This window comes from Algoriphagus antarcticus (assembly GCF_002150685.1).
Taxonomy (GTDB): domain Bacteria; phylum Bacteroidota; class Bacteroidia; order Cytophagales; family Cyclobacteriaceae; genus Algoriphagus; species Algoriphagus antarcticus.
On record NZ_MSSW01000003.1, the window covers coordinates 26,768 to 47,482 of the forward strand.

Below are 20,715 nucleotides of genomic sequence, written 5' to 3' on the forward strand. Positions count from 1 at the left end.
ATTTATGGTAACATCTGGTTTTGGGAGGACATCTGCAGGGTTGTTGGAATGCCTATGTTCAGAAATGCAAAAGATAAGATATGCGAAATGATAAACGTAAAATAATTCTGGGTAAAAGTTACATATATCACACATTTCAGCTTTTCAGCCAATTCCTATTTGAAGCATCTAGTAGTTGTTTTACGGAGTGTTCTCCAATTATACCAAATTAGGGTGTTTATTCTTCCAGTAAGGAAAATGAAAAAAGCTTACCAACAATGGAAAAAGTAACGATCATAAGTCCATGGCCGTTTATCTCATGATTACCCGGTGCTAGCTTCTTTAATTGCTTTCGAGTAAAATGGATTTATCCTTGATAATAATTTCCAGATTGATTTTTGATTCAACCGACCGGGCAACGTGACACGCATCTTTTGCTTTTTTTAAAATGCGCATCGTTTTACTTCTGTAGAGCTCATGGGGGATTACAACCAAAGGTTTGAGGAGGATTTTGCTCATTATAAATTCCCCCTCAACCAATTCCATCCTACCTTCTGCCTTACAGCTGAAGCTTGTAATTTGCAGCATGGAATTTTTGGCTATAGCAAAAAAGGTAGTCTTTAGGCAGCCACAAATAGCAGCAACAAATAAATGCTCCGGAGACCAAATCCCAGCCGTTATCTGGGGAAATTCTTGAGGTGATACCACCTTAATACAAACACTGTTTTTCTTGTTTAACTCAGGAGAAGACAAGTTGCCCTTGAGAATATGTACTAAATCTATAATTCCGTTATTGCGATAGTGGATTTCCATTTTTTTCTGTTACGAGGTTTTAGTTCTCCCAAAGATTCAATTGGAATCACTTTTACTTTGCTGAAAAAAGTCTGTCTTAGAGTTTTGTTTTTTCTTAGTACTTATTCCAAAAAGATAATAAATCGGGCAAAAGCTAAAAAAGCTCGTAATGATTAATATCCCAATCACAAGTAATGACACCAAAGCTAAACTGGGCGAAATTACCTGAGTAAAGTATAAAGTTGAGATCAGTACGGCTAATGCTATCCTGATCATTTGGTCTGTTGATCCTAGGTTATTTTTCATTGTAGCTAATATTTACATATCGTTCAACCTTTGCAAAGTAGATTAAAACCAGAATCGAACATGTTATACATTTACCTTCAGAACTTACATCTTTCACACTTTTGAGAAGCGTGAGCTAAAAGTTTAGATGATTTCTAGGGTCTTTTTTTTAACCTTACCAGTCAAAATTTTTCGGCTTTATTATATTCTACTTCAGTGATTATGAATTTCGCATAGCTGAAATCACCTTTCTCCAGTCGCCATATCACCTCAAAGGCTGCAGGTATTAATATATTGTTCAATTCCTGATACGTTGACAGTTTGATTACCCAGGTTTCCAGTTTTTTTGCGTCCATAAATCGTTTTGTTTCCATTTCAATAATCTCACCTATCGCGTTGAAAGTGATTTTGAAAAATAAGGTATGTCCCTTGTACTCGAAAGTGAGTTTTGCGGAGTTTGCATCAATAGGAAACCAGTGAAGTCTTTCGCTGGGTAGGAGGTTGGTTGGGTACAAAACACTTTCCCCCAACCATCGAAGGAGTTCACCCTCATCATATTGCTCCCCTGAAGCATTCACTACATTGAACAATGAAAAAAGTGACACAACCAATCTTCCTTTATCGGCGATATACATGTCTCTTGCCACAAACTTAGTTGTTGTTCCTTTCCAGATAAAGCCGGGCTTTTCAGTGGTGGCGTATTGTTCGCCTTTTATGTTGATCCAATCCTTATCTATGCCAGTTTTGAATTGCCCCACATGTTTTATCCTTGCATAGCTGATGCAGGGTTGTCCCTCCTTTAGAATATGATTAAAATATCGCTTGACGGGATCCGGAAGACTATCAAGCTGGGTCTTGTGAAATACTTGGCTTGATCTATTTTTAGATTGAGCAAAAAGTGTTTTTACTTCTTTGTTGAATATAATGGACGCTTGTATTCTTTTGGCAATGAAAATCACCAAAATCATAGCAATAATGGTTATGGCAATGTTCATTAGCTAGGTTTAATTCCAGTTGATTTGCTTATCAACTTTTATCCTCCTCCAGATCATTATGGTCATCTCCTCCCAAACTGTAATAATTGTTTTCCTCATCTTCACTACCCACACTTTCCTGCTGATCATCTAATTCGGAACCGGGCACATCCAAATCATCCCCAGACATATCAGCCTCAAAATCCTTTTCGTTTGATAAACCTTTTACTTCGTTAGGTCTTTTCTTTTTTGAAGGATCCTCGGGATTGAGATTCATTTCTTTTTTCCCTTTGCTATAGATATCTTCTGAAGGTGGGTAAAGTGGATATCCTTCAAAATTTGAGGACTCCGATTCATTTTTTTTCATATGTGTTTTAGAGTATTCCGATACTATCTCGGCTAAGGAATTGTAGTATTCCTTGAATCTCTTAATTCCCATTTCATCAGTATCAATTCCAGAATCATTTTCTGGTATCTCAGTAATGTATTTAGATAATTCGGGGAATTCTCTATGAATTCTCATGGTGACAGTTATAATATCCTGTTCGAGTTCAGCTTTCGTTTTCATGGTTTTTGATTTTAGAGGATACTGTTCTTTTCTATCCTTTTAGCATTGAGTGTTGTAATTTCGTGTTCCAAAGCTTTGATAAGGCTAGTTTGGATTAGTCTATCTCATTCTATGAGAATTTTATTTTGTTCTAAACAAGCTAAGTTATACATCGTTGTCTTGGCAAAATTTCGTAAGGATGTTATTTCAGGCATACGTAAGTTACCGCTGACCAACGGTGAGTATATGAAAAGTAGGCGATTTCTAAGCACCAAAATTTCAGATTTGATCTGAGTTTGATATGAGCCAAAACCCTTGACTTTACAGATATTTCGCCTATTTTTTAAATACGTTGTGTGTGCCTTGAATGATGAATATAGCTCATGAAAATGAGTGTTCCAAAGGGTGCAAGTCCCGTAAGCGAGGGAGTCGTGTCCCTAAGCGAAGCAAGTCGTGCCGATAGCTATCGGCATGATTTGCCGTGAGGCATGCAGTGAAGTAAGCCAGACTGAGGTGTCTGTACTGACAGCCTGTCCCGCAAGGTGGGAGACAGAAACTACATACAGAGGCTATTAGCCCTCGAGCTATCGAGGGGATGAGGTACCACATGCTGCCGAAGTCCAAAGCTCTGATTGATTTATCAACAGGAGAGCTTACCGAAATAGTAGATGTAGCAGGGATACATACAAGGATATTCATCTTACCGAGAGGGCAGTGCGTAAGAAAAATATTCAGTGGATATTTTTAGCACTGGGACAGCTTGTAGGGTGGGAGATAGATGTCGAGTACATTGAAAAGAAGTCAGCAGAAGTCATAGTACCTACGGGCAAACGACCAGTGAAAAGCAGAGACCTCACAAAATTGGGAAGGACTGAACATTTAATTGCTTCCAAATTCGCAAAGGAATCTACGGATAGCTTTTGCTTAAGCGGACAAAGGAAAATTATGATAGAAAAAGTGCTACATCCCCGCAATCTGACAAAATCATACTACCAAGTAGTGCAAAAAAAAGGGAGCGCAGGCATTGACAAGATGAGTGTTTACGAATTGGCCTCTTATAGAGAACCTAAAGGCGAAGCGCTGATTACATCTCTGCTGAACAGGAAGTATGTACCGCAAGCTAACAAAGGAGTAGAAATACCAAAAGGTAACGGTAAAACCCGTTTATTGGGAGTTCCCACGATAGTAAATAGGTGGTTGCAACAAGCAGTAAGCCGTCAGCTAGCAACAAAATTCGTGGTAGAACCATTTTTTCATGACTGAATTTCGAATGGATTCATTAATATATTTAATGTATTCCATAATATATATAAATTATGATTTATGGTTTCGTTTTTAAAGATTTGCAGATCGAAAAAATAAAATATCCATGAATCATACCATTCCCTTAGCAACAGAAAAGATAGTTAAAGCAGAACAAGCTACAAAGATAGCTGTTGCCCATGGTGATGGTATCGGGCCAGAAATAATGAAAGCCACATTAAAAATACTGCTTTCTGCCGGAGCAAAGATTGAAGTTGAACCTATTGAATTAGGAGAGCAAGTCTATTTATCAGGTAATAGTTCTGGTATTACGGAGCAGGCATGGAATACTATCTCAGAGAATAAGATAATTTTAAAAGCTCCTATTACTACTCCTCAAGGAAAAGGATATAAAAGCCTAAATGTTACGCTAAGAAAAACACTTGGATTATTTGCCAACGTTAGACCAGTTAGTGCCTTATCTCCTTTTGTTAAGACTAATTTTCCTACAATGGATATTGTGGTCATTAGGGAAAATGAAGAAGATCTCTATGCAGGTATTGAGCACCGACAAACAGAAGACGTAGTACAATGCCTTAAGCTGATCTCTAGACCAGGTTCTGAGAAGATAGTAAGATACGCTTTCGAATATGCTAAGGCATACAACAGGAAAAAAGTAACCTGCATGGTAAAAGATAATATCATGAAATTAACTGACGGATTGTTCCATAATGTTTTTAAAGAAATTGCTTTAGAATATCCTGAGATTGAAAGTAATTCGCAAATAATAGATATAGGATCTGCAAAAGTTGCTAATTCTCCTGAAAATTTTGATGTCATCGTTACTTCAAATCTTTATGGCGATATCATCTCAGATATAGTTGCTGAAATTGCTGGCTCGGTGGGAATGGCTGGCTCGGCAAATATAGGAAGGAATGTCGCCATGTTTGAAGCTATTCATGGCTCCGCACCTGATATTGCGGGTCAGAAAATCGCTAATCCTTCTGGGTTACTAAATGCTGCCATTATGATGCTAGCCCATATCGGTCAAGCTAAAATTGCTGATAAAATTAAAAACGCTTGGTTGGCAACTTTGGAAGATGGCATTCACACAGCTGATGTTTATCAGGAATCCATAAGTACAAAAAAAGTAAACACAGATGAATTTGCTGATGAAATAATTGAACGCTTGGGTAGTTTACCTAAAAAGCTTCCAATAAGTGATCTATCAAAAGGCTCTGGTACAATATCAATTCCTGAATACAAAAGGAAAAATTCTATCAAAACCTTAGTAGGTGTAGATGTTTTTCTAGATTGGAAGGGCAATGATCCAGAAGAAATAGGGGGTGATTTAAATAATATTCAATTACCTAGTCTGAAGCTAAAAATGATTACCAACAGAGGAGTGAAAGTTTTCCCTAACGGATTAAAAGAAACGTATTGTACAGACCACTGGAGATGTAGATTTGTTTCTCAACAAACTCAAACTAACCCTAAAGAAATTCACTACGAGCAGATAAAATATGAAGAAGTTTTGAATCTATTTTCATCACTTAATAAAAGTGGTTTTGATGTAATCAAAACAGAAAACCTTTATGATTTTGATGGAGCAAGAGGATTCTCTCTAGGGCAGGGAGAGTAGTACTTCCAGTGTTCCATCAAATGGAAAATTTCCCCTTTGATCTTACTCAGGAAATTTCTCCCTCAGTAAGGTTGGTGAGTCAGATGAAATGTGGCAATCCCAGATTTCATCTGACTTCCTCCCAATCCGTAAATTGGGTTAACATTTGCCTTATTGACGAGCATTCTTACAGATACTCACATGATTCAATTTGCTAATAAGGACCAACAGCTTTTTTAATTTAAATTTTTGGCTAATTTCTAGAAGTTCAGGTGATAGATCAGGGGCACAAAATGTCGGGAATATCTGAAGTCAAAATCTCCGTCCACACGGCCAACTATCTCAGGATCTTTGCTTTTAAATACCCATTCATTGGGCTGTTGTGCTTCCCGATATGCCACTAAACTCAAATTAGAATATCGGCAAGCGGAACACTGTGATCCTTTTTGCCTTTTTTACCTTTCATTTTTACCTCCTCCTCTTCATTCTGGCTTTTCGCTAAAATGTCCAGGTGATATTTTCTTAGCGCTTGGCCCTGATCGGTACTTTTGAGATTTCTGACCTCAAAGGATCGAAGTTCACAACTATAAAAATGCCCGATAAATATCACATGCTTCAATAGTTTGGGAGCACTGAGAAGGCGAAGTACTTTTCCCTGACTCCAGGAAGAAAGGCTTCAGCTTCGCTTGATGATGGGCAACTTGATCTGTTTATCCTGCATCAGGCTTAGCGCAACGCATATACGGTGAACTTGGAAGATTTTTGTGAAGGTGCAAGTTGGCTTCTTTTGACCAGATCCAGGTAATCGTTTATCTAATCAGGATTTACTTCAGTGGGAAGTTCATTGAAGTGGATAGCAAGATTAGCCAGATGTCCGGCGTAGTTGGACAGGGTAGTTTTGCTTTTGCATTCGACGACAATTTTTTGCTCCTACTTAGCAAGCAGTTCGGCAAATCCTGATAAAATATAAAACGCTGTCTGGAGGAGATTTTCCTTTCCTCCTTCGGCCAGACAGATCTTTCATGATTATTAGGAGTTAAGCATCGGACGCTTTTGGAAATAGCACATACAACAACAAAAATGCATCCTTAAAGATTAAATGGCCTATTTTAAACACGAATTCTCTCGTCAATGCCTGAGAATCTGTCGAAGTGTTATAAATTAGACTAATTGGATTTGTGGTGCTGTCGAAGGATTTTATGTCACTAACTGATCATGAAAAAGCCATAGTTGGTTCAAGGCAGCTAGAAATTTATACACATCAAATCAGCCATCTAGCTGATAACTTTAAAGACTTTGGTGGTGAAATCTATGGATATATGTAAGATTGGGACGATGATTGATTCAGCTACAATCAATTCGTGGGAGATAAGAAGCTCGAAAACAAAATAAATACACAAACCATAACTGACACAAAAATGGAGGCAGAGCTAAGCGCAAATACCAAGGTAACTATTTTCAAACCCGTGATGGATCATCTGCTACCCGGTAAAAAAATTGGCCTGGCTATCATGCCCTTAAGCTATATTTCTGCTTCTTTTTATACAATTACCCTACGATTCTTCTAGCTAACTAAATAGCTAAACAATCATGAAAAAAAAATATTCCATACTAATAGGAGCTGCACTGATCCTGCTGATTTACTCAGCTTTCCAACATCTACCAGTTGAGGCGCAAGAAGAAGATTGGTTTATTTTTCAACCACAAAATTATTACGAAAGCAATATCCTTGATCTCAGCCATTGGCTAGATGCACCTGCTGGAAAACATGGATTTGTCCAAATGCGAGGCAAAGACCTTGTCTTTGAAAATGGGCAGCAGATCAAATTTTGGGGGGCCAACATCAATGGCAATAATCCCTTTTCATTACCTGAAAAAGCCCGTGAATGGTCACAGTTTTTGGCAAAGTATGGAATCAATGGAGTACGATTTCACAAATTTACCTGGGATGCCACGGATGGTAAACATTCAACACAACTTACCCCCGAAAAATGGGAGAATTTTGATTATTTCAGCAATACCCTCAGAGAAAAGGGAATTTACTATGGCTGGTCAGCTATTTACGGACATCGGGTCATGCCGGCAGATAGTACCCGGCTTTTGGCTTACAGCGAAGTAGCAGATACGGACTTCCCCTGGGCTCACCTCAATGGCTCTACCGCATCATTGGTCAATTTTGCAGAGGATTTGCAAACGCTGAATATAGAGCTTACAGTAAATATGCTCAACCATGTAAATCCGCATACAGGCCTGAAATATGCAGAAGATCCTGCATTGGCATTCGTTGAGTTCCAAAACGAGGACAATATATTTTGGGGTGCCATGGAAAGAACACTGGAACAAACACCGACCTACAGGGCACTGCTTTGCCGAAAATTTTCAGATTGGCTGCAGGCAAAATATCAAACGCAAGTAAAATTGGAAATCGCCTGGAACAAAGAAGGAATCGCCGAAGGGGAACGATTAACCGAAAAGAATTTCTACCCCAACCCGAATCACGGCTTTTTTAGCCATGAATATCAACAGGCAGTGGCAGACGACAGACCCGTAAAGCAACATGTGGTTGATAAGCTAAATTTCCTTTTTGAAGAGCAAGCTAAGTTTTATACTAAATTTCTGGAGGCAGTGAGAGCTACCGGCTACAAAGGCACCATCGTTGGCAGTTGCTGGCAAGCGGGAACAGGCCTTTCGCACTTGTATAATCTGTATGCCGATTACCAGGTGGGAATGATCGATCGACACAATTACTTTGGCGGTGGAAACGGTCATAATCTCAACACAGGAAAAATGACCAATGCCTCCATGTTATCTGAAATTGGTTCCGGTTTATTTGGTACAGGTTTGCAGCAGGTAAGCGACAGGCCATTTGCTATTTCAGAATGGATGAGTCTGATCCCTTCAGAGTGGACTGCTGAAAGTGCGCCTATTATAGCGGTCTATGGCATGGGACTTCATGGCTGGGATGCTTCATTTAGCTTTGCTATCGATCAACCATCGTATACACCCACCATTCAAACACCTCCATGGGGTGGTGTTTACAACGTTACTTCACCTACGCAACTGGCATTGTACCCGGCTCTTGCCATGATGATTTACCGCAATGACATCCAGGAAGGTGAAACGATTGTAGATCGTAGGGTGAATTTTGACGCCTTAGAGTCCGGAGTACGTGTTTTCGATGAGCAGGTGATCCAGGATTACGACAGGAAAGCTTTTAAAAGTAGTTTTCCACTAGAGGCCATGGCCGCCGGCAAAGTCACCCTGACATTTACGGAAGATAATGTGGCAGATGAAATCAGCCTTTTAGATCCTTTCAAAAAAGACAATGGCGTTGTTTCTAACACCGGTCAATTATTTTGGACTGAAGAAGACAATGGCCATTTTACCATCAATAGTGATGGTACAAAAGGCTTGGTAGGTTTTGCCAAAGGCAAAAAGATTGATCTCGATAACTACAGCATAACAACTAGCAATGAATTTGCAATTATTCTGCTGAGCAGTATGGATTCCTCCAAGGGACTAGAAGAAACTGACCGTATGTTAGTCACCACCATGGCCCGTGCAAGGAATTCAGGTATGGAATATAATGACGATAAAACTGAATTGCTGGTGGTGGGCGAGGCTCCGGTGTTGGTTGAGCCAGTAAATCTGGAACTCAAGCTTCCTGAAGGCCGTGAGTTTGACGTATATATTCTCGATCATGTAGGAAATAGAACCGGCAAAACGCTAAAGACCAAAGGCAACACCATACTAATCAACGGGGGAGAAACCAAAGCCATTTATTATGAAGTAGTTTTTAGGTAATCTTTTGAACTAATGTGACATCTCAATCTTTCGCCCAAGTAATCAGTAAAAATAATTTCTGCAGGAACAATTTTTTTCTTTTTCTCAAAATTCATGTTTTCCGGGTAAAGAAGGCTCGCTTGCCGAAAGACAATTGTCGAGTCCGTTTGATTAAGCACTTATCAGTAACAATAAGGCGGAAAATATTTCTCATAGAAAAATATTTACCAGTCATTATGGGGTTCCTAATATTTTAAGTTCTCTCTCTTTACTGCGTAGAAATTTGGTTTTAACCTGAGAATCGAGTGGAAAATATATGAAAGGAGACAAAAAGGTTTCATTCAATCATATTCGATTTAATGATACATTTAAAGAGAATCATCATGGAAACTGGTTGCAATAGTCTTAAAATAAAAAAAATGGGTTCATACACATTACTTCAATATTTTCAAGGGCAAGTCAAAACCAAAACATTTAAACCCAGTATAATTTATTCAACGGCTTCTAATTCTATATTTTTTCTATTGGTGATCAATCTTTTATCCTGTACCACAGAAGCTAATATAAAAACATCGGATGGTGTTGTTGATGCAGAGCCTGGCTCGATTCAGGTGCCGGAGGGATATACCGTTGAAGTGGTTGCCGGTGCTGACCTTGTGGATTACCCTATGTTTGGAACATTGGATGAAACTGGAAGGCTGTTTCTCTTTGAATCCACCGGCGATGTCTATTCTGAAACTGAAGATGCCATTAATAATCCCCAATTCAGGATCAATCTCTTGGAAGATCTAGACGGTGATGGTATCTATGATAAAAGCACCATCTATGCAGACAAGGTAGGTTTTCCGCAGGGAGGTGTTTTTTACAAAGGGAGCTTGTATGCTACCTCTGCACCGGATTTGATCAAATTCACGGATACCAATGGTGATGGCGTGGCAGATCAGCGGGAAGTTTTGCTATCGGGCTGGACGCTGAATGTAAATGCCAACAGTCTAATTGGGCCGTTTATGGCGCCTGACGGCTGGTTGTATATGACGAGTGCCATTGAAGGGTTTGATGTCACTACTCAGGAAGGTCAACGGCTAAAAGGGGGGACCTCCCGCGTATGGCGAGTCCGCCCTGATGGCTCAGACTTGGAATGGGTTTCTGCCGGAGGAATGAACAATCCGGTGGAATTGACCTTTACAGAAGCATCGGAGCCTATCGGTACCATGACTTATTTTACAGATCCAAAGGCCGGACAAAGAGATGCATTGATTTACTGGACAGAAGGTGGCGTATATCCCAAGCCTAATAGTAATATCGCTCGGGACAAACTTTCGCGAACCGGAGATTTATTGCCTGTCATCTCAAAATATTCCAGGGTATCACCGGCAGGAATTTCCAGGTATCGAAACACGGTATTGGGAGATGATTTCAAGGATAATTTATTCAGTGCCCAATTCAATACGCATCGAATCATCCGACATAAACTTATTCGTGAAGGTGCTTCATTTCGAACCGAAGATGAACCTTTCCTTTGGAAAGAGGATGAGGATTTTCATCCAACAGACGTATTGGAAGATGCTGACGGAAGCTTGCTGGTCGTAGAGACAGGGGGCTGGTTTATTAAGGGATGCCCACTTTCACAGGTTTCTAAACCAGAACTTAAGGGTGCTATTTACAGAATTCGGAAAAGTGGTGCAGAAAAGCCTTCTGATCCGTACGGTAACGCTGTAAAATGGGCTAGCTTATCACCAGCCGATCTTGTAAAACTCTTGGAAGATCCGAGGCCTTTTGTAAAAGATCGGGCTGCACAGGGTTTGGTGGATCAGGGGAATTTGGCGGTAAAGCCGCTGACGGATTTGCTAAGAAATTCTCCGTCTGTTGAGGACCGCACCAAAGCTGTTTTTACCTTATATAGAATTGGGACTGACGATGCGCTGGCAGGTGTCCGTCAGGGATTGGATGACGAGGATCCGCAGGTAAAGATTGCGGCAGCCCGGTCAGCTGGCTTGGCAAAAGATGTGCTTGCCCTCGAAAGGCTGATAGCACTTACCCAAAAAGATGAACCTGCTGTGCAACGCCAAGCCGCTACAGCTCTGGGACAAATTGGTGATAAATCGGCGGTGTCTTCCTTGTTGGCTGCTTCTGAAAAAAATAGCGACCGATTTACAGAGCATGCCATCATCAATTCATTGATTCTCATCAATGACCCAACCCAAGTCGTGGAGGCATTGGATCATCAATCAGAAAAAGTGCAGGAGACTGCATTGATAGCACTCGATCAAATGCTTTCATATCAACTAAAAGCTAGTCAACTGACGCCTTTCTTGGAGGACAGTGAGCCTAAATTAATCAAAACGGCACTTTGGCTGGCTTCCCTTCATCCGGAGTGGTCGGGAGAGATGTCAGGATTCATAAGTAAAAGATTTCGAGGCGCTCCGTTATCCGAAGATGAGAAAGCCATGTATGGGGATATTCTGGCGTCCTTTTGTGGGGATGCTATTATGCAGAAGTTTATGGCTGATCAACTGAAAGGTGCACCTTCCGAGCGGAAAATTTTCCTTTTGGTAGTGATGTCTAAATGTAAAGTCGAAGAATTCCCAAACATTTGGGTCGATCAAATCGGTCAGCAGTTGGCCATGAGTGATCCTGCAGTTCAATCCAAAGCATTGCAATTGGTTCGTTTGAGGGAGATTTCATCCTTGTCCAAACCGCTTCAACAAATGGCAGCCAATGATAAAATTGCGCCAAGTTTAAGATTGGAAGCCATGGGGGCGCTATTGATTTCGGAGCCCAAACTTACTGATCAGCAGTTTGAATTTATTTTTGCGCAGCTTCTATCTGATAAGGAACCGCCACTTCGACAGCAGGCAGCTAGTGTTTTGACCCAAGGTGAGCTTTCCGAAAAGCAACTTTTAAAAATATCCATGGATTATTTACCTACGGCTGATGCGTTTATTCTACCACGCCTGTTACCGGTTTTCTACGGAAGCACCAATGGGCAGATAGGCAAAGCCTTGGCCACCACCCTCACAAATTCTCCAAGCTTGGATAGCTTTAGCGAAGAAAACCTCAAAGTCGTTTTTGCAAACTATCCTTCCGAAGTTAATTCACCGGTTGAAGCGCTTATGACGAAACTGAGAAAATCACAGGAGCAGCGTCTCGAAAGGCTACAGGCTATAGAAAAGCAGATTCCAAAAGGCGACTTGGAGCGAGGTAGGACACTGTATTTCGGCAAATCTATATGTTACAGTTGCCATACTTTAGGTGGCGAAGGCGGAAATCTTGGCCCTGATCTCACTTCCATTCAGCGAGACAGATCGGCACACGATCTCTTGGAGGCTATCGTTTATCCAAGCGCTACTTTTGTGCGCGAGTATGAGACCTATCGAATCAAAACCAAGACAAATGAATATTTGGGCATTATACAAGAAAATACCCCTGAAGCTATTGTACTGGCAACTTCACCACAAACCTCTGTCCGGATTCCCAAAATAGACATCTTATCCACCGAAGTATCGGATGTCTCCATGATGCCTCAAGGATTGAATCAATTGCTTACTGATCAAGAGATGGCCGATCTGATGGCTTTTCTTCTGGGGCAAGATCAGGATCCGGAGACTGAAAGTGCTATTTTGAGATAAGATTTCGATTGAATCAAAATAAGACAACATCTACAAAATCAGGTTAACGAACCTAAAAATCAGAGCCGACAGGAGTAGGCTTATTCTTTCAATTGGAAATAACACCTTAAAAAATAACAGCTTATGGAAAGACGAACCTTTTTTAAGAATGGAATGCTAACCGGAGCGGCACTGATATCTGGAGCTACTTTGGCTGACTCTTTCGCTGAATCAGCGTCACCTAAGTTGGCAGAGAAGTTTAATATGAAATTCTCTCCTGAGTTTGGGATATTTTCAGAGCTCTCCGGAAAAGATCCCATAGATCAAATAAAATGGGGCTACGATCAGGGTTTTAGAGCTTGGGAAAGTACAGGTTTGAGGAGCCGACCGGTGGAAGAGCAGGAGCGCATCAGTGCAATTATTCAGCAGAAAGGAATGGAGTTTGGTCAATTTGTAGGAACGATGACTTTTAAGGACGTCACTTTTGCCGGTAGAGATGCCGATCAGCGAGAAAAAGTATTGAGCGATGTGCGATCCTCAGTTGAAGTTGCCAAGCGGATGAATACCAAATTCATCCACAATGTCTTAGGTTGCACAGATATAAGATTGCCTTGGGATTTTCAAATGGCCAATGCCATCGAACTTCTAAAACGAATAGCGGAAATCTACGAGCCGCATGGTATCGTTATGGTCATGGAATCCATGAACCATCGAAGAGATCACCCTGAAATGTTTCTCCACACCATTCCCCAAGCTTATGCCCTGGCCAAAGCAGTTGGAAGTCCCAGCGTAAAGGTCTTGTATGATTTTTATCACGTTCAGATTCAGGAAGGGAACCTACTGCCAACCTTAGATTATGCCTGGGATGAAATTGCCTATATACAGGTGGGCGATACTCCGGGACGTGCGGAACCTACCTCCGGAGAAATCAACTATCCTAATGTCCTCCAACATCTTCACGACAAAGGCTACAGGGGATTTGTAGGCTTGGAACATGGGATAAGCAAACCGGGAAAAGAAGGTACGCTGGCTGCGTTGAATGCTTACAGAGCCATAGATCCAAAATAATAACTGAAGATTTTGTTTTGCTTCAAAGTAGAAACCTTTGAGATAAGCTACTTTTTTTCTTTAGGTGGGGTCATTTTGCATTAAAGCGCCTCTATATGTTAGCTTGTATTGGGTTTTAAATGTGAAAAGAGTCATTCTTATATAGTAAGAATGACTTTTTCTTAATCTGGAAATTTCTCATGCATCAATTTAGGATTGTTTTAGTATCAGTATTTTTATTTCTAGCCTGCTCCATAGATGAAGGAGATTCTATATTCGATCCAATGGATCCCGAAAAGTCAAGCTGGAGTATTAGCGTGTCAAATGGCAACTTGGTTGATTCCGAGGGTAAATTGTTCATTCCCTACGGTTTCAATAGTGTTCATGTCTGGTTGGACGAGGCTCAATCAATAAATGCATTAAAGAACGAAATGCCAAAATCTGGGGCAAACACGGTAAGAATAGTTGCCTCGGGATCTTCCTGGACTTGGAATCAACAATCAAACACAGCGTCTAAACGAAGGAAACTGATTGAAGCGGCAATAGAAGGCAAAATGGTTCCGATGCTGGAATTTCACGATGGTACCTGTATGGAGCTATGCGATTTGCCTGCGAAGGATGGTAAAATGGGTTTGAAGCAGATCGTAGACGAATGGCTAGAACCTGCAAATCTCCAACTGTTAAAAGACTATGAAGGTCAGCTGATGGTAAATATTGCCAATGAATGGGGTCCCGAAGACCGCGGCTTTTTAGATTGCTATAAAGATGCCATCTCCAGATTGAGATCGGCAGGCGTCAAAAATGTATTGGTCATCGATGCAGGTAGATGTGGGCAAAGCGCAAATACTTTATTGGAGTTTGGCGATCAACTATTCGATCATGACCCACTAAAAAACTTGGTGTTGTCCATTCATATGTATGGATTTTGGACTACCGAGGATAAAACTTTTTCCGAATGGACCCCTCCGTTTGATATCGAAACATTCATACCTAGGTTGGCAAACTTGAAAGCTCCCGTGATCGTTGGGGAATTTGGATGGGAAGGTGAGGGGTCGTCTATTAATTATGATCCAAAGAAAGCACTTCAGATTTTTCACGATAACCAGATTGGGTGGCTTTTTTGGGCTTGGTATGACGGTAAGGATAAGCCTTTTTTCAACGCTACCAAAGATGAGTCCTACCGATTCAACAAGGATTCAGACCTGACAGACGCAGGTCGATTTATCATCCATGATCCCAAACTGGGAATGAAAGTAATAGCCAAGAAACCATCGAATATGTAATCGATTCAATCAAAAGAGTAGCCTGCCATTGGTTTTTGCCGAAGAATGGCTGGAAGATTTTCCTGGACCACTCGAAAGTCGTTTTGGTTAAAATCCTTGAAGATCGAAGTACTCACTAACGTAGATTCTACCGGGAAAAGCGGGCCGTAGTCAGAGGTTTCATTCACTAGAGTAGTTTTGCCTACCCAGTTATTTTCAAGAGTGAGATTGGTTTTTCGCAGATTTTCTTCTGAGTTTTCAAACGGTAAGGCCAAGTCAAATCCATAGTTTTCGATGCTTATGTTGTCTTTAACTAGCACGTTTTCAAAGTTTGGAGAGCGTAAATCTATCCCGCCTGTAGGAGCAGACCAGTGATCTTTACTGCCATTTCGGACGATGGTATTATTGCTGATCTCAATGTTTTGTCGCATCAGATTGGTGCCCCAAATACCGAAGTAAATTCCTGAGCCTCGATTATCGTAGATCAAATTGTTGTGAAACTTTACTGCATCCACGACTGAGTTTTCGCCTTCTACAGATATCACAAAGCCCCATTCGTTATTGTAGGCTATATTATCATACAATTCGATGTTGCTCAAGTGGCCAAACCATGCATCCACGTAGTAGGCCTGACGCTTGACATCGTGAACGACATTGCGGTAAACCTTTCCGTTTTTGCTAACTTCTTTTATATCAATTCCTTCCTTATCGCAGTGATGAACTTTGTTGTGATGAATTTTAAAATTTGTGGCTCCGGCAACCGTGAGCGCCTCATGTGGAGCTTCGCTGCCGAGCTTTCTTCCTGGGGTTGCCATCTCCTGACGATTGGCCCGGGTGATTTCGCTTTCATAGACCTTGGATTGATCTGAGTACCAAAGTGCTATTCCCGAACCATACGTATTGTCAACTTTGCATCTGCTTATATCTATGAAGGATGTCTCGGCTCCGCGAACAATAATGCCTTGGGAGCGGCTGTTGATGACTTTTATGCCGTTGAGGCGTAAGTACCTTGCTCCCTGAATCAAGACCACCGCATGATGATCAGAGCTGAGTTGGGCTCCTTTTTCGTCATAGAGATAGTTTTCTCCATTTAAGACGACCTCATGATTTTGGTAATTGCTGATGGTGATCCAAGCAGTGGGCTGACCTTTTACTTGGATTTTGAGACCTTGATCAATAGCATATTGGCCACCCAATAGAAATAGTGTGTCACCTGGGGTGATTTTATCCAATCCTTTTTCGAGGATGCCAAAAGGATCGGAGATTGTTCCGTTTCCTTCTGACTTACCCGAAGAACTGACGAATAGATTTTGAGCTTGACTAATCTCTGCTAGAAGGATAAAAAGAATGATCAACCCCCAATTTGATCTTGGGGTTGATAAGGGTTTTTTCAGGATATCATACATTATTGCAGGTTTTGAGGGATTAGATTTCCTTTGGTGAGGGTTTGGAAAGCAGCAACAACCCCAAGGCCCGCGTTCGAAAATGTATTTTCTTCGAATTTGGACGAGTAGATTACAGATCCTAAATTGGTTTCTTATCCTCCAATTTTGGGTTTATTAGTGAATCTTACACCCAATGAAACCGAGTAATCATCAATAGGTAATTGAGGTCTGAAATACTTAATTTGGTTACTGTCAACATTCCTTACTTCAAAATTTAATTAGTTTTAATAATTGCCCTATTTCTTTCTAGAAGGCAGATGCTATAAAAGATTTATTTGGCACATCCCCATAGTTAGCGGAACGATAAATCTACATTTTGGCCAGCCTCGCCATGGCCAGTCTTCGGTCTTCGGTCCCATTAGTCAAGACAATGTGGCTACTGGTTTAATTCTGACTAACGGCACCCCGTTAGCTTAAAAAGTCAACTTTATCAAAGCAGAGGGATTTGCGAATAATCATATAAGTTTTACAAAATGGATTCAAGCTATTTAGCGCTAGCCAAAAGACTTTTCTGCTTACTCATATTGGCTGGACTGTCATTTCATTGCCAGAGTCCTATGAGTACTGAGCCATTGCTGAGTCAGGATGAGCAACTCCTACATGCACGACGCCTTGCGGAACTCAAATGTGGGTCTTGCCATCTATTTCCTGAACCAAATCTGCTTGACAAAAAGACTTGGTCATCTTCAGTACTTCCTGCAATGAAATCTTTCGTGCTTAACTCAGAAGTACAGAAGGGTTTTTTTGAAAAAATTTTAAGTAAAAATACGCTGCCCAAGTCAGAACTCGAATATCAGCAGATTGTAGAATATTATAGTCATGAAGCACCCGAAATGCTACCAAAGATGGCAGTTGATTTACCAATTTCCGGTATTCCGGGTTTTCAGTTGATCGAGCCTGATTTCCGGATCAATAGATCCACCTTGACCACATTTGTCCAATGGGATTCTATTTCAGGTCATTTGTGGGTTGGTGACCGTCTCAATCAGATTTTTGAGCTTGATCCAAATGACTTTTCGATTCTAAGCAAAATCGAAACTTCGAGTACGCCAGTCCAGGTGCAGCCATTGTCTCTTACAAATCTGGAAATATTGACGATGGGGAAAATGGATCCAGCAGATCTATATCAAGGTCAACTGCTCAATTATTCGAAAGAGTCAAAATCATTCGAGGTGATCATTGACAGCCTAAACAGACCGGTGAATATGATCCGCCTGCCGGCTTCAATTTCGGAAAAAGATATAGCTAACAAATTCATCATTTCTAGTTTTGGAAATTCCATGGGGAGTTTGGATATTTTTTCCAATGCCAAGAAAACGACTCTGAGAAGTGCACCAGGAGCCAGAAGAGCCATTGCTGTGGACTGGGACAATGACGGTTTGATGGATGTGATAGCAGGTTTCGGACAAGCTTTAGAAGGAGTTTTTTGGTTTAAGAATTTTGGTGATGGAAAATTTGAGACTATACCATTGTTAGAGTTTCATCCACTTTATAGATTGAGCGATCTAAGCGTCCAAGATATCAATCAAGATGGTTTTGAGGATCTTATCGTATCAAACGGGGACAATGCGGATCTTTCTCCAATACTTAAACCATACCATGGCATTCGAATTTACTATGGGGATGGAAGTAGAGAGTTAACTGAAGGTTGGTTTTATCCTATGCCCGGAGCGATGTCAATTATTAGTGCCGATTTTGATCAAGACGGATTTATAGAGATAGCTGCGGTATCTTATTTCCCGGACTTCAGCCAAGAGGAAAGATTGGATTGGCTTTATTTTGATAAGGTGGAGGATTCAAAACCTGAAGTTTTCCAGTTGCCACAATCGATCAGAGGCAATTGGTTGACACTTTCCCATGGGGATTTTGACCGAGACGGTGACTTGGATATTTTCACTTCTTCATTTGTATTTCAGAGTGGGACGCCTGATCCAAATACAGATTACGAATATTCCATTCCGTGGCAACCTTTCTTTATCCTCGAAAACAAGCTGAATTATTGAATCTCGGATATTCAACGGGCAATCAGAGCATCTTTTTTCGCTTGATATTGAAAATCAAATTGGTTTCCCAAATCTTCAAAATCATCTATTTGGCTCCATCACGATTTTGATTTTTTTAGTTTCTTGAATTTTCTTCCACGTCAGTCCCACAGAAGATTAATGCAAAAACAATAGATCATGGAGTTAATTTTACCGATTGGATAAATCGAAGTTTCTAATTTGCTTGATCCGGGCTACTATGTGGATTTTTTGATGGATAAATGAAAATTTTAAAATATTATGGGGTCGCCAGTCAAAATTTTCTCTCAGTATAATAAGTGTCACAGGTTAGGATAAAAATTTGATGAACATAGACCCAAAAAAATCAAGTGAAGCAAAGCATATCACCCTGCATAGCCAAGAAATAGTAAGAATTTTCGAAAGCAAGTCAGATTGTGAGATATGGACAGCGTTCGATAAAGGCGATGAAATGGCCTTTAATTACCTCTATAGGATCTATGCACCTATTCTGTACCAGTATGGATTTCAATTTTCAAGAGACTCCTCGCTTATCCAGGATAGCATTCAGAATATTTTTATTTACCTGAGGAGCAAAAGAGGCGAACTCAGTGAAGTGGCTAATATTAAGGGGTACCTATATCGATCAATTCAGCGAGAGATTATCAAAAATCTAAAAGCAACAACCAAAAGAGACCAAATCAATTCTAGTGCTTTGGAGAATTCTTTTAAGATCGAGATCTCGCCCGAGACTTCCTTTATTCAAAGCGAAACAAATTCGCTGCGGAAAACTAAGCTTCAAAATGGCATTGATCAGTTGACATGTAAACAACGGAAAGCTCTTCTTCTCTTTTATCAAGAAGAATTAAGCTACAACGAAATTGCTCAAATTATGGATTTTAAAGAAGTAAAAACGGCTAGAAAACTGATTTATAGAGCAATCACAAGTTTAAAAGAGTTTATCAAACCAGCTAAGTAACCACATGTTTCAAGATAAGGACCACATAAAATTTAAAGATTACCAGCTTGAAGATTTCCTCACAGATGAATTCTTCATTCAATGGGTCAAAAACCCGAATGAGAACACTACTCATTTTTGGGAAAAATGGATTGAAGCTAACGCTCAAAAAAAAGAAATAGTGATGCAGGCAGCTACATTCATCAGGTCAATTGACTATCAGGAAAAACACCTGATGAAGAATGAAATCTATTTGGAAGTTTTTGAAAAGATTATCAGAGTTGATCTCAAGGAGGTTTCTCAAAAAAAAAATTCCATAATCCCCTTTCATTGGAAGTCTATTCTCTCTCTTCGAAATATTGCCGCGATTCTCATTCTAACATTTTGTAGCTGGATTTTTTATTCATTGGCGTTCAAAAGATCGATTGTAAAAGAAGATCCTATCGAATGGATCACTAAGGTCAATAGAGCCGGAATAAAAACGGTTTTAACGCTTGAGGACGGGAGCAGAATTCATCTGAACTCCAGCTCGAAAATCACTTATCCAAACCGATTTTCTGATACAATCCGATCGGTATTGTTAGAGGGAGAAGCATTCTTTGATGTGGCAGAAGAATCAAGACCATTTGTGGTGGACTTGGGAAAAGCTCAAATAGAAGTATTGGGCACCACCTTCAACGCCAAAAAATCATCTGAAAACAAACTTGAAGTGGCTTTGGTCTCAGGAAAGGTAAAGGTAAACGACCGCAAAGGAAATCAAGTAATGCTCATGCCTTCGGAAATGCTGACGATTCAGGCAGATGGAGAATTCCATAAGTCCAAATTTGACTCATTAGAAATAATTGGATGGAAAGACAAAATTTTGGTTTTCAGAGACGATGACTTTATTACTGTAAAAAGTAAAATAGAAAATTGGTATGATGTGGAGGTAAAGCTCTCGGGTAAGTTAAGTACAACCTGGGCATACACGGGTAATTTCCACGATGAAAGCCTAAGAAATGTGCTAGAAGGGATCAAACAAACTTCAAAAATCAAGTATAAAATAAATGGCAAAAAAGTGGAATTATACAATTAACCCAAAACTTAGAAATATGGAAAATTCAAATTGCTCCTAATAAGCAGCCAATTCAAAGTGAATTGGCTGCCCTTAAAAATGCCTGTACTAGCGACAA

14 protein-coding genes are annotated in these 20,715 nt (G+C 40.4%); 9 read left to right on the forward strand and 5 right to left on the reverse strand.

Annotated elements, in window-relative coordinates; genetic code table 11:
- Positions 1-321: 321 nt before the first annotated feature.
- The 4 genes from BVH04_RS02335 to BVH04_RS26000 all read right to left on the reverse strand — a co-directional run bounded on the left by BVH04_RS02335 (position 322) and on the right by BVH04_RS26000 (position 2,598).
- Positions 322-792 carry an OsmC family protein gene (locus BVH04_RS02335; protein WP_086539722.1) on the reverse strand — a complete coding sequence of 157 codons (471 nt, stop codon included), beginning with the start codon at positions 790-792 and terminating at the stop codon, positions 322-324.
- A 36-nt stretch (positions 793-828) separates the two neighbouring features.
- Positions 829-1,077: a YgaP family membrane protein gene (locus BVH04_RS26550; protein WP_086539723.1), complete on the reverse strand. Its 249-nt coding sequence runs from the start codon at positions 1,075-1,077 to the stop codon at positions 829-831.
- Between the two features lie 161 nt (positions 1,078-1,238).
- Positions 1,239-2,051, reverse strand: coding sequence for a DUF6544 family protein (locus BVH04_RS02345; protein WP_086539724.1), 813 nt, complete (start codon positions 2,049-2,051; stop codon positions 1,239-1,241).
- A 31-nt stretch (positions 2,052-2,082) separates the two neighbouring features.
- Entirely contained in the window at positions 2,083-2,598 is a 516-nt protein-coding gene (locus tag BVH04_RS26000) for a hypothetical protein (protein WP_240510807.1), read from the reverse strand.
- A 693-nt stretch (positions 2,599-3,291) separates the two neighbouring features.
- Between BVH04_RS26000 and BVH04_RS02355 the strand changes: the two genes are divergently transcribed.
- The 6 genes from BVH04_RS02355 to BVH04_RS02395 all read left to right on the forward strand — a co-directional run bounded on the left by BVH04_RS02355 (position 3,292) and on the right by BVH04_RS02395 (position 15,161).
- The gene (locus tag BVH04_RS02355; RefSeq protein ID WP_086539725.1) at positions 3,292-3,840 is read left to right on the forward strand and encodes a reverse transcriptase family protein; all 549 of its coding nucleotides are present in this window, start codon (positions 3,292-3,294) and stop codon (positions 3,838-3,840) included.
- 106 nt (positions 3,841-3,946) lie between these two features.
- Positions 3,947-5,461 (forward strand): NADP-dependent isocitrate dehydrogenase, encoded by a 1,515-nt coding sequence (locus tag BVH04_RS02360; protein WP_086539726.1) that lies wholly within the window; start codon positions 3,947-3,949, stop codon positions 5,459-5,461.
- Positions 5,462-7,030: 1,569 nt separating this feature from the next.
- On the forward strand, positions 7,031-9,244 hold the full coding sequence (locus tag BVH04_RS02380) for a hypothetical protein (RefSeq protein ID WP_086539730.1): 2,214 nt from the start codon (positions 7,031-7,033) through the stop codon (positions 9,242-9,244).
- A 398-nt stretch (positions 9,245-9,642) separates the two neighbouring features.
- Positions 9,643-12,852, forward strand: coding sequence for a PVC-type heme-binding CxxCH protein (locus BVH04_RS02385; RefSeq protein WP_169714342.1), 3,210 nt, complete (start codon positions 9,643-9,645; stop codon positions 12,850-12,852).
- Between the two features lie 123 nt (positions 12,853-12,975).
- On the forward strand, positions 12,976-13,899 hold the full coding sequence (locus BVH04_RS02390) for a hydroxypyruvate isomerase family protein (RefSeq protein WP_086539732.1): 924 nt from the start codon (positions 12,976-12,978) through the stop codon (positions 13,897-13,899).
- 179 nt (positions 13,900-14,078) lie between these two features.
- Positions 14,079-15,161 carry a cellulase family glycosylhydrolase gene (locus BVH04_RS02395; protein WP_086539733.1) on the forward strand — a complete coding sequence of 361 codons (1,083 nt, stop codon included), beginning with the start codon at positions 14,079-14,081 and terminating at the stop codon, positions 15,159-15,161.
- Between the two features lie 5 nt (positions 15,162-15,166).
- On the opposite strand, the gene BVH04_RS02400 is transcribed toward BVH04_RS02395, so the two are convergent.
- Positions 15,167-16,546, reverse strand: a complete 1,380-nt coding sequence (locus tag BVH04_RS02400; RefSeq protein ID WP_086539734.1) for a right-handed parallel beta-helix repeat-containing protein — start codon at positions 16,544-16,546, stop codon at positions 15,167-15,169.
- A gap of 512 nt (positions 16,547-17,058) precedes the next feature.
- Here BVH04_RS02400 and BVH04_RS02405 point away from each other — a divergent pair.
- The 3 genes from BVH04_RS02405 (at position 17,059) to BVH04_RS02415 (ending at position 20,618) form a co-directional block, all read left to right on the forward strand.
- Entirely contained in the window at positions 17,059-18,588 is a 1,530-nt protein-coding gene (locus BVH04_RS02405) for an FG-GAP repeat domain-containing protein (protein ID WP_086539735.1), read from the forward strand.
- A gap of 343 nt (positions 18,589-18,931) precedes the next feature.
- Positions 18,932-19,564 (forward strand): RNA polymerase sigma factor, encoded by a 633-nt coding sequence (locus BVH04_RS02410; protein WP_086539736.1) that lies wholly within the window; start codon positions 18,932-18,934, stop codon positions 19,562-19,564.
- A 4-nt stretch (positions 19,565-19,568) separates the two neighbouring features.
- On the forward strand, positions 19,569-20,618 hold the full coding sequence (locus tag BVH04_RS02415) for a FecR family protein (RefSeq protein WP_240510808.1): 1,050 nt from the start codon (positions 19,569-19,571) through the stop codon (positions 20,616-20,618).
- Positions 20,619-20,715 lie beyond the last annotated feature (97 nt).

Coding starts and splice junctions, on each gene's coding strand:
- BVH04_RS02335 (WP_086539722.1), bottom strand. CDS start 792: ATGGAAATCCACTATCGCAATAACGGAATTATAGATTTAGTACATATT.
- BVH04_RS26550 (WP_086539723.1), bottom strand. CDS start 1,077: ATGAAAAATAACCTAGGATCAACAGACCAAATGATCAGGATAGCATTA.
- BVH04_RS02345 (WP_086539724.1), bottom strand. CDS start 2,051: ATGAACATTGCCATAACCATTATTGCTATGATTTTGGTGATTTTCATT.
- BVH04_RS26000 (WP_240510807.1), bottom strand. CDS start 2,598: ATGAAAACGAAAGCTGAACTCGAACAGGATATTATAACTGTCACCATG.
- BVH04_RS02360 (WP_086539726.1), top strand. CDS start 3,947: ATGAATCATACCATTCCCTTAGCAACAGAAAAGATAGTTAAAGCAGAA.
- BVH04_RS02380 (WP_086539730.1), top strand. CDS start 7,031: ATGAAAAAAAAATATTCCATACTAATAGGAGCTGCACTGATCCTGCTG.
- BVH04_RS02385 (WP_169714342.1), top strand. CDS start 9,643: ATGGGTTCATACACATTACTTCAATATTTTCAAGGGCAAGTCAAAACC.
- BVH04_RS02390 (WP_086539732.1), top strand. CDS start 12,976: ATGGAAAGACGAACCTTTTTTAAGAATGGAATGCTAACCGGAGCGGCA.
- BVH04_RS02395 (WP_086539733.1), top strand. CDS start 14,079: ATGCATCAATTTAGGATTGTTTTAGTATCAGTATTTTTATTTCTAGCC.
- BVH04_RS02400 (WP_086539734.1), bottom strand. CDS start 16,546: ATGTATGATATCCTGAAAAAACCCTTATCAACCCCAAGATCAAATTGG.
- BVH04_RS02405 (WP_086539735.1), top strand. CDS start 17,059: ATGGATTCAAGCTATTTAGCGCTAGCCAAAAGACTTTTCTGCTTACTC.
- BVH04_RS02410 (WP_086539736.1), top strand. CDS start 18,932: ATGAACATAGACCCAAAAAAATCAAGTGAAGCAAAGCATATCACCCTG.
- BVH04_RS02415 (WP_240510808.1), top strand. CDS start 19,569: ATGTTTCAAGATAAGGACCACATAAAATTTAAAGATTACCAGCTTGAA.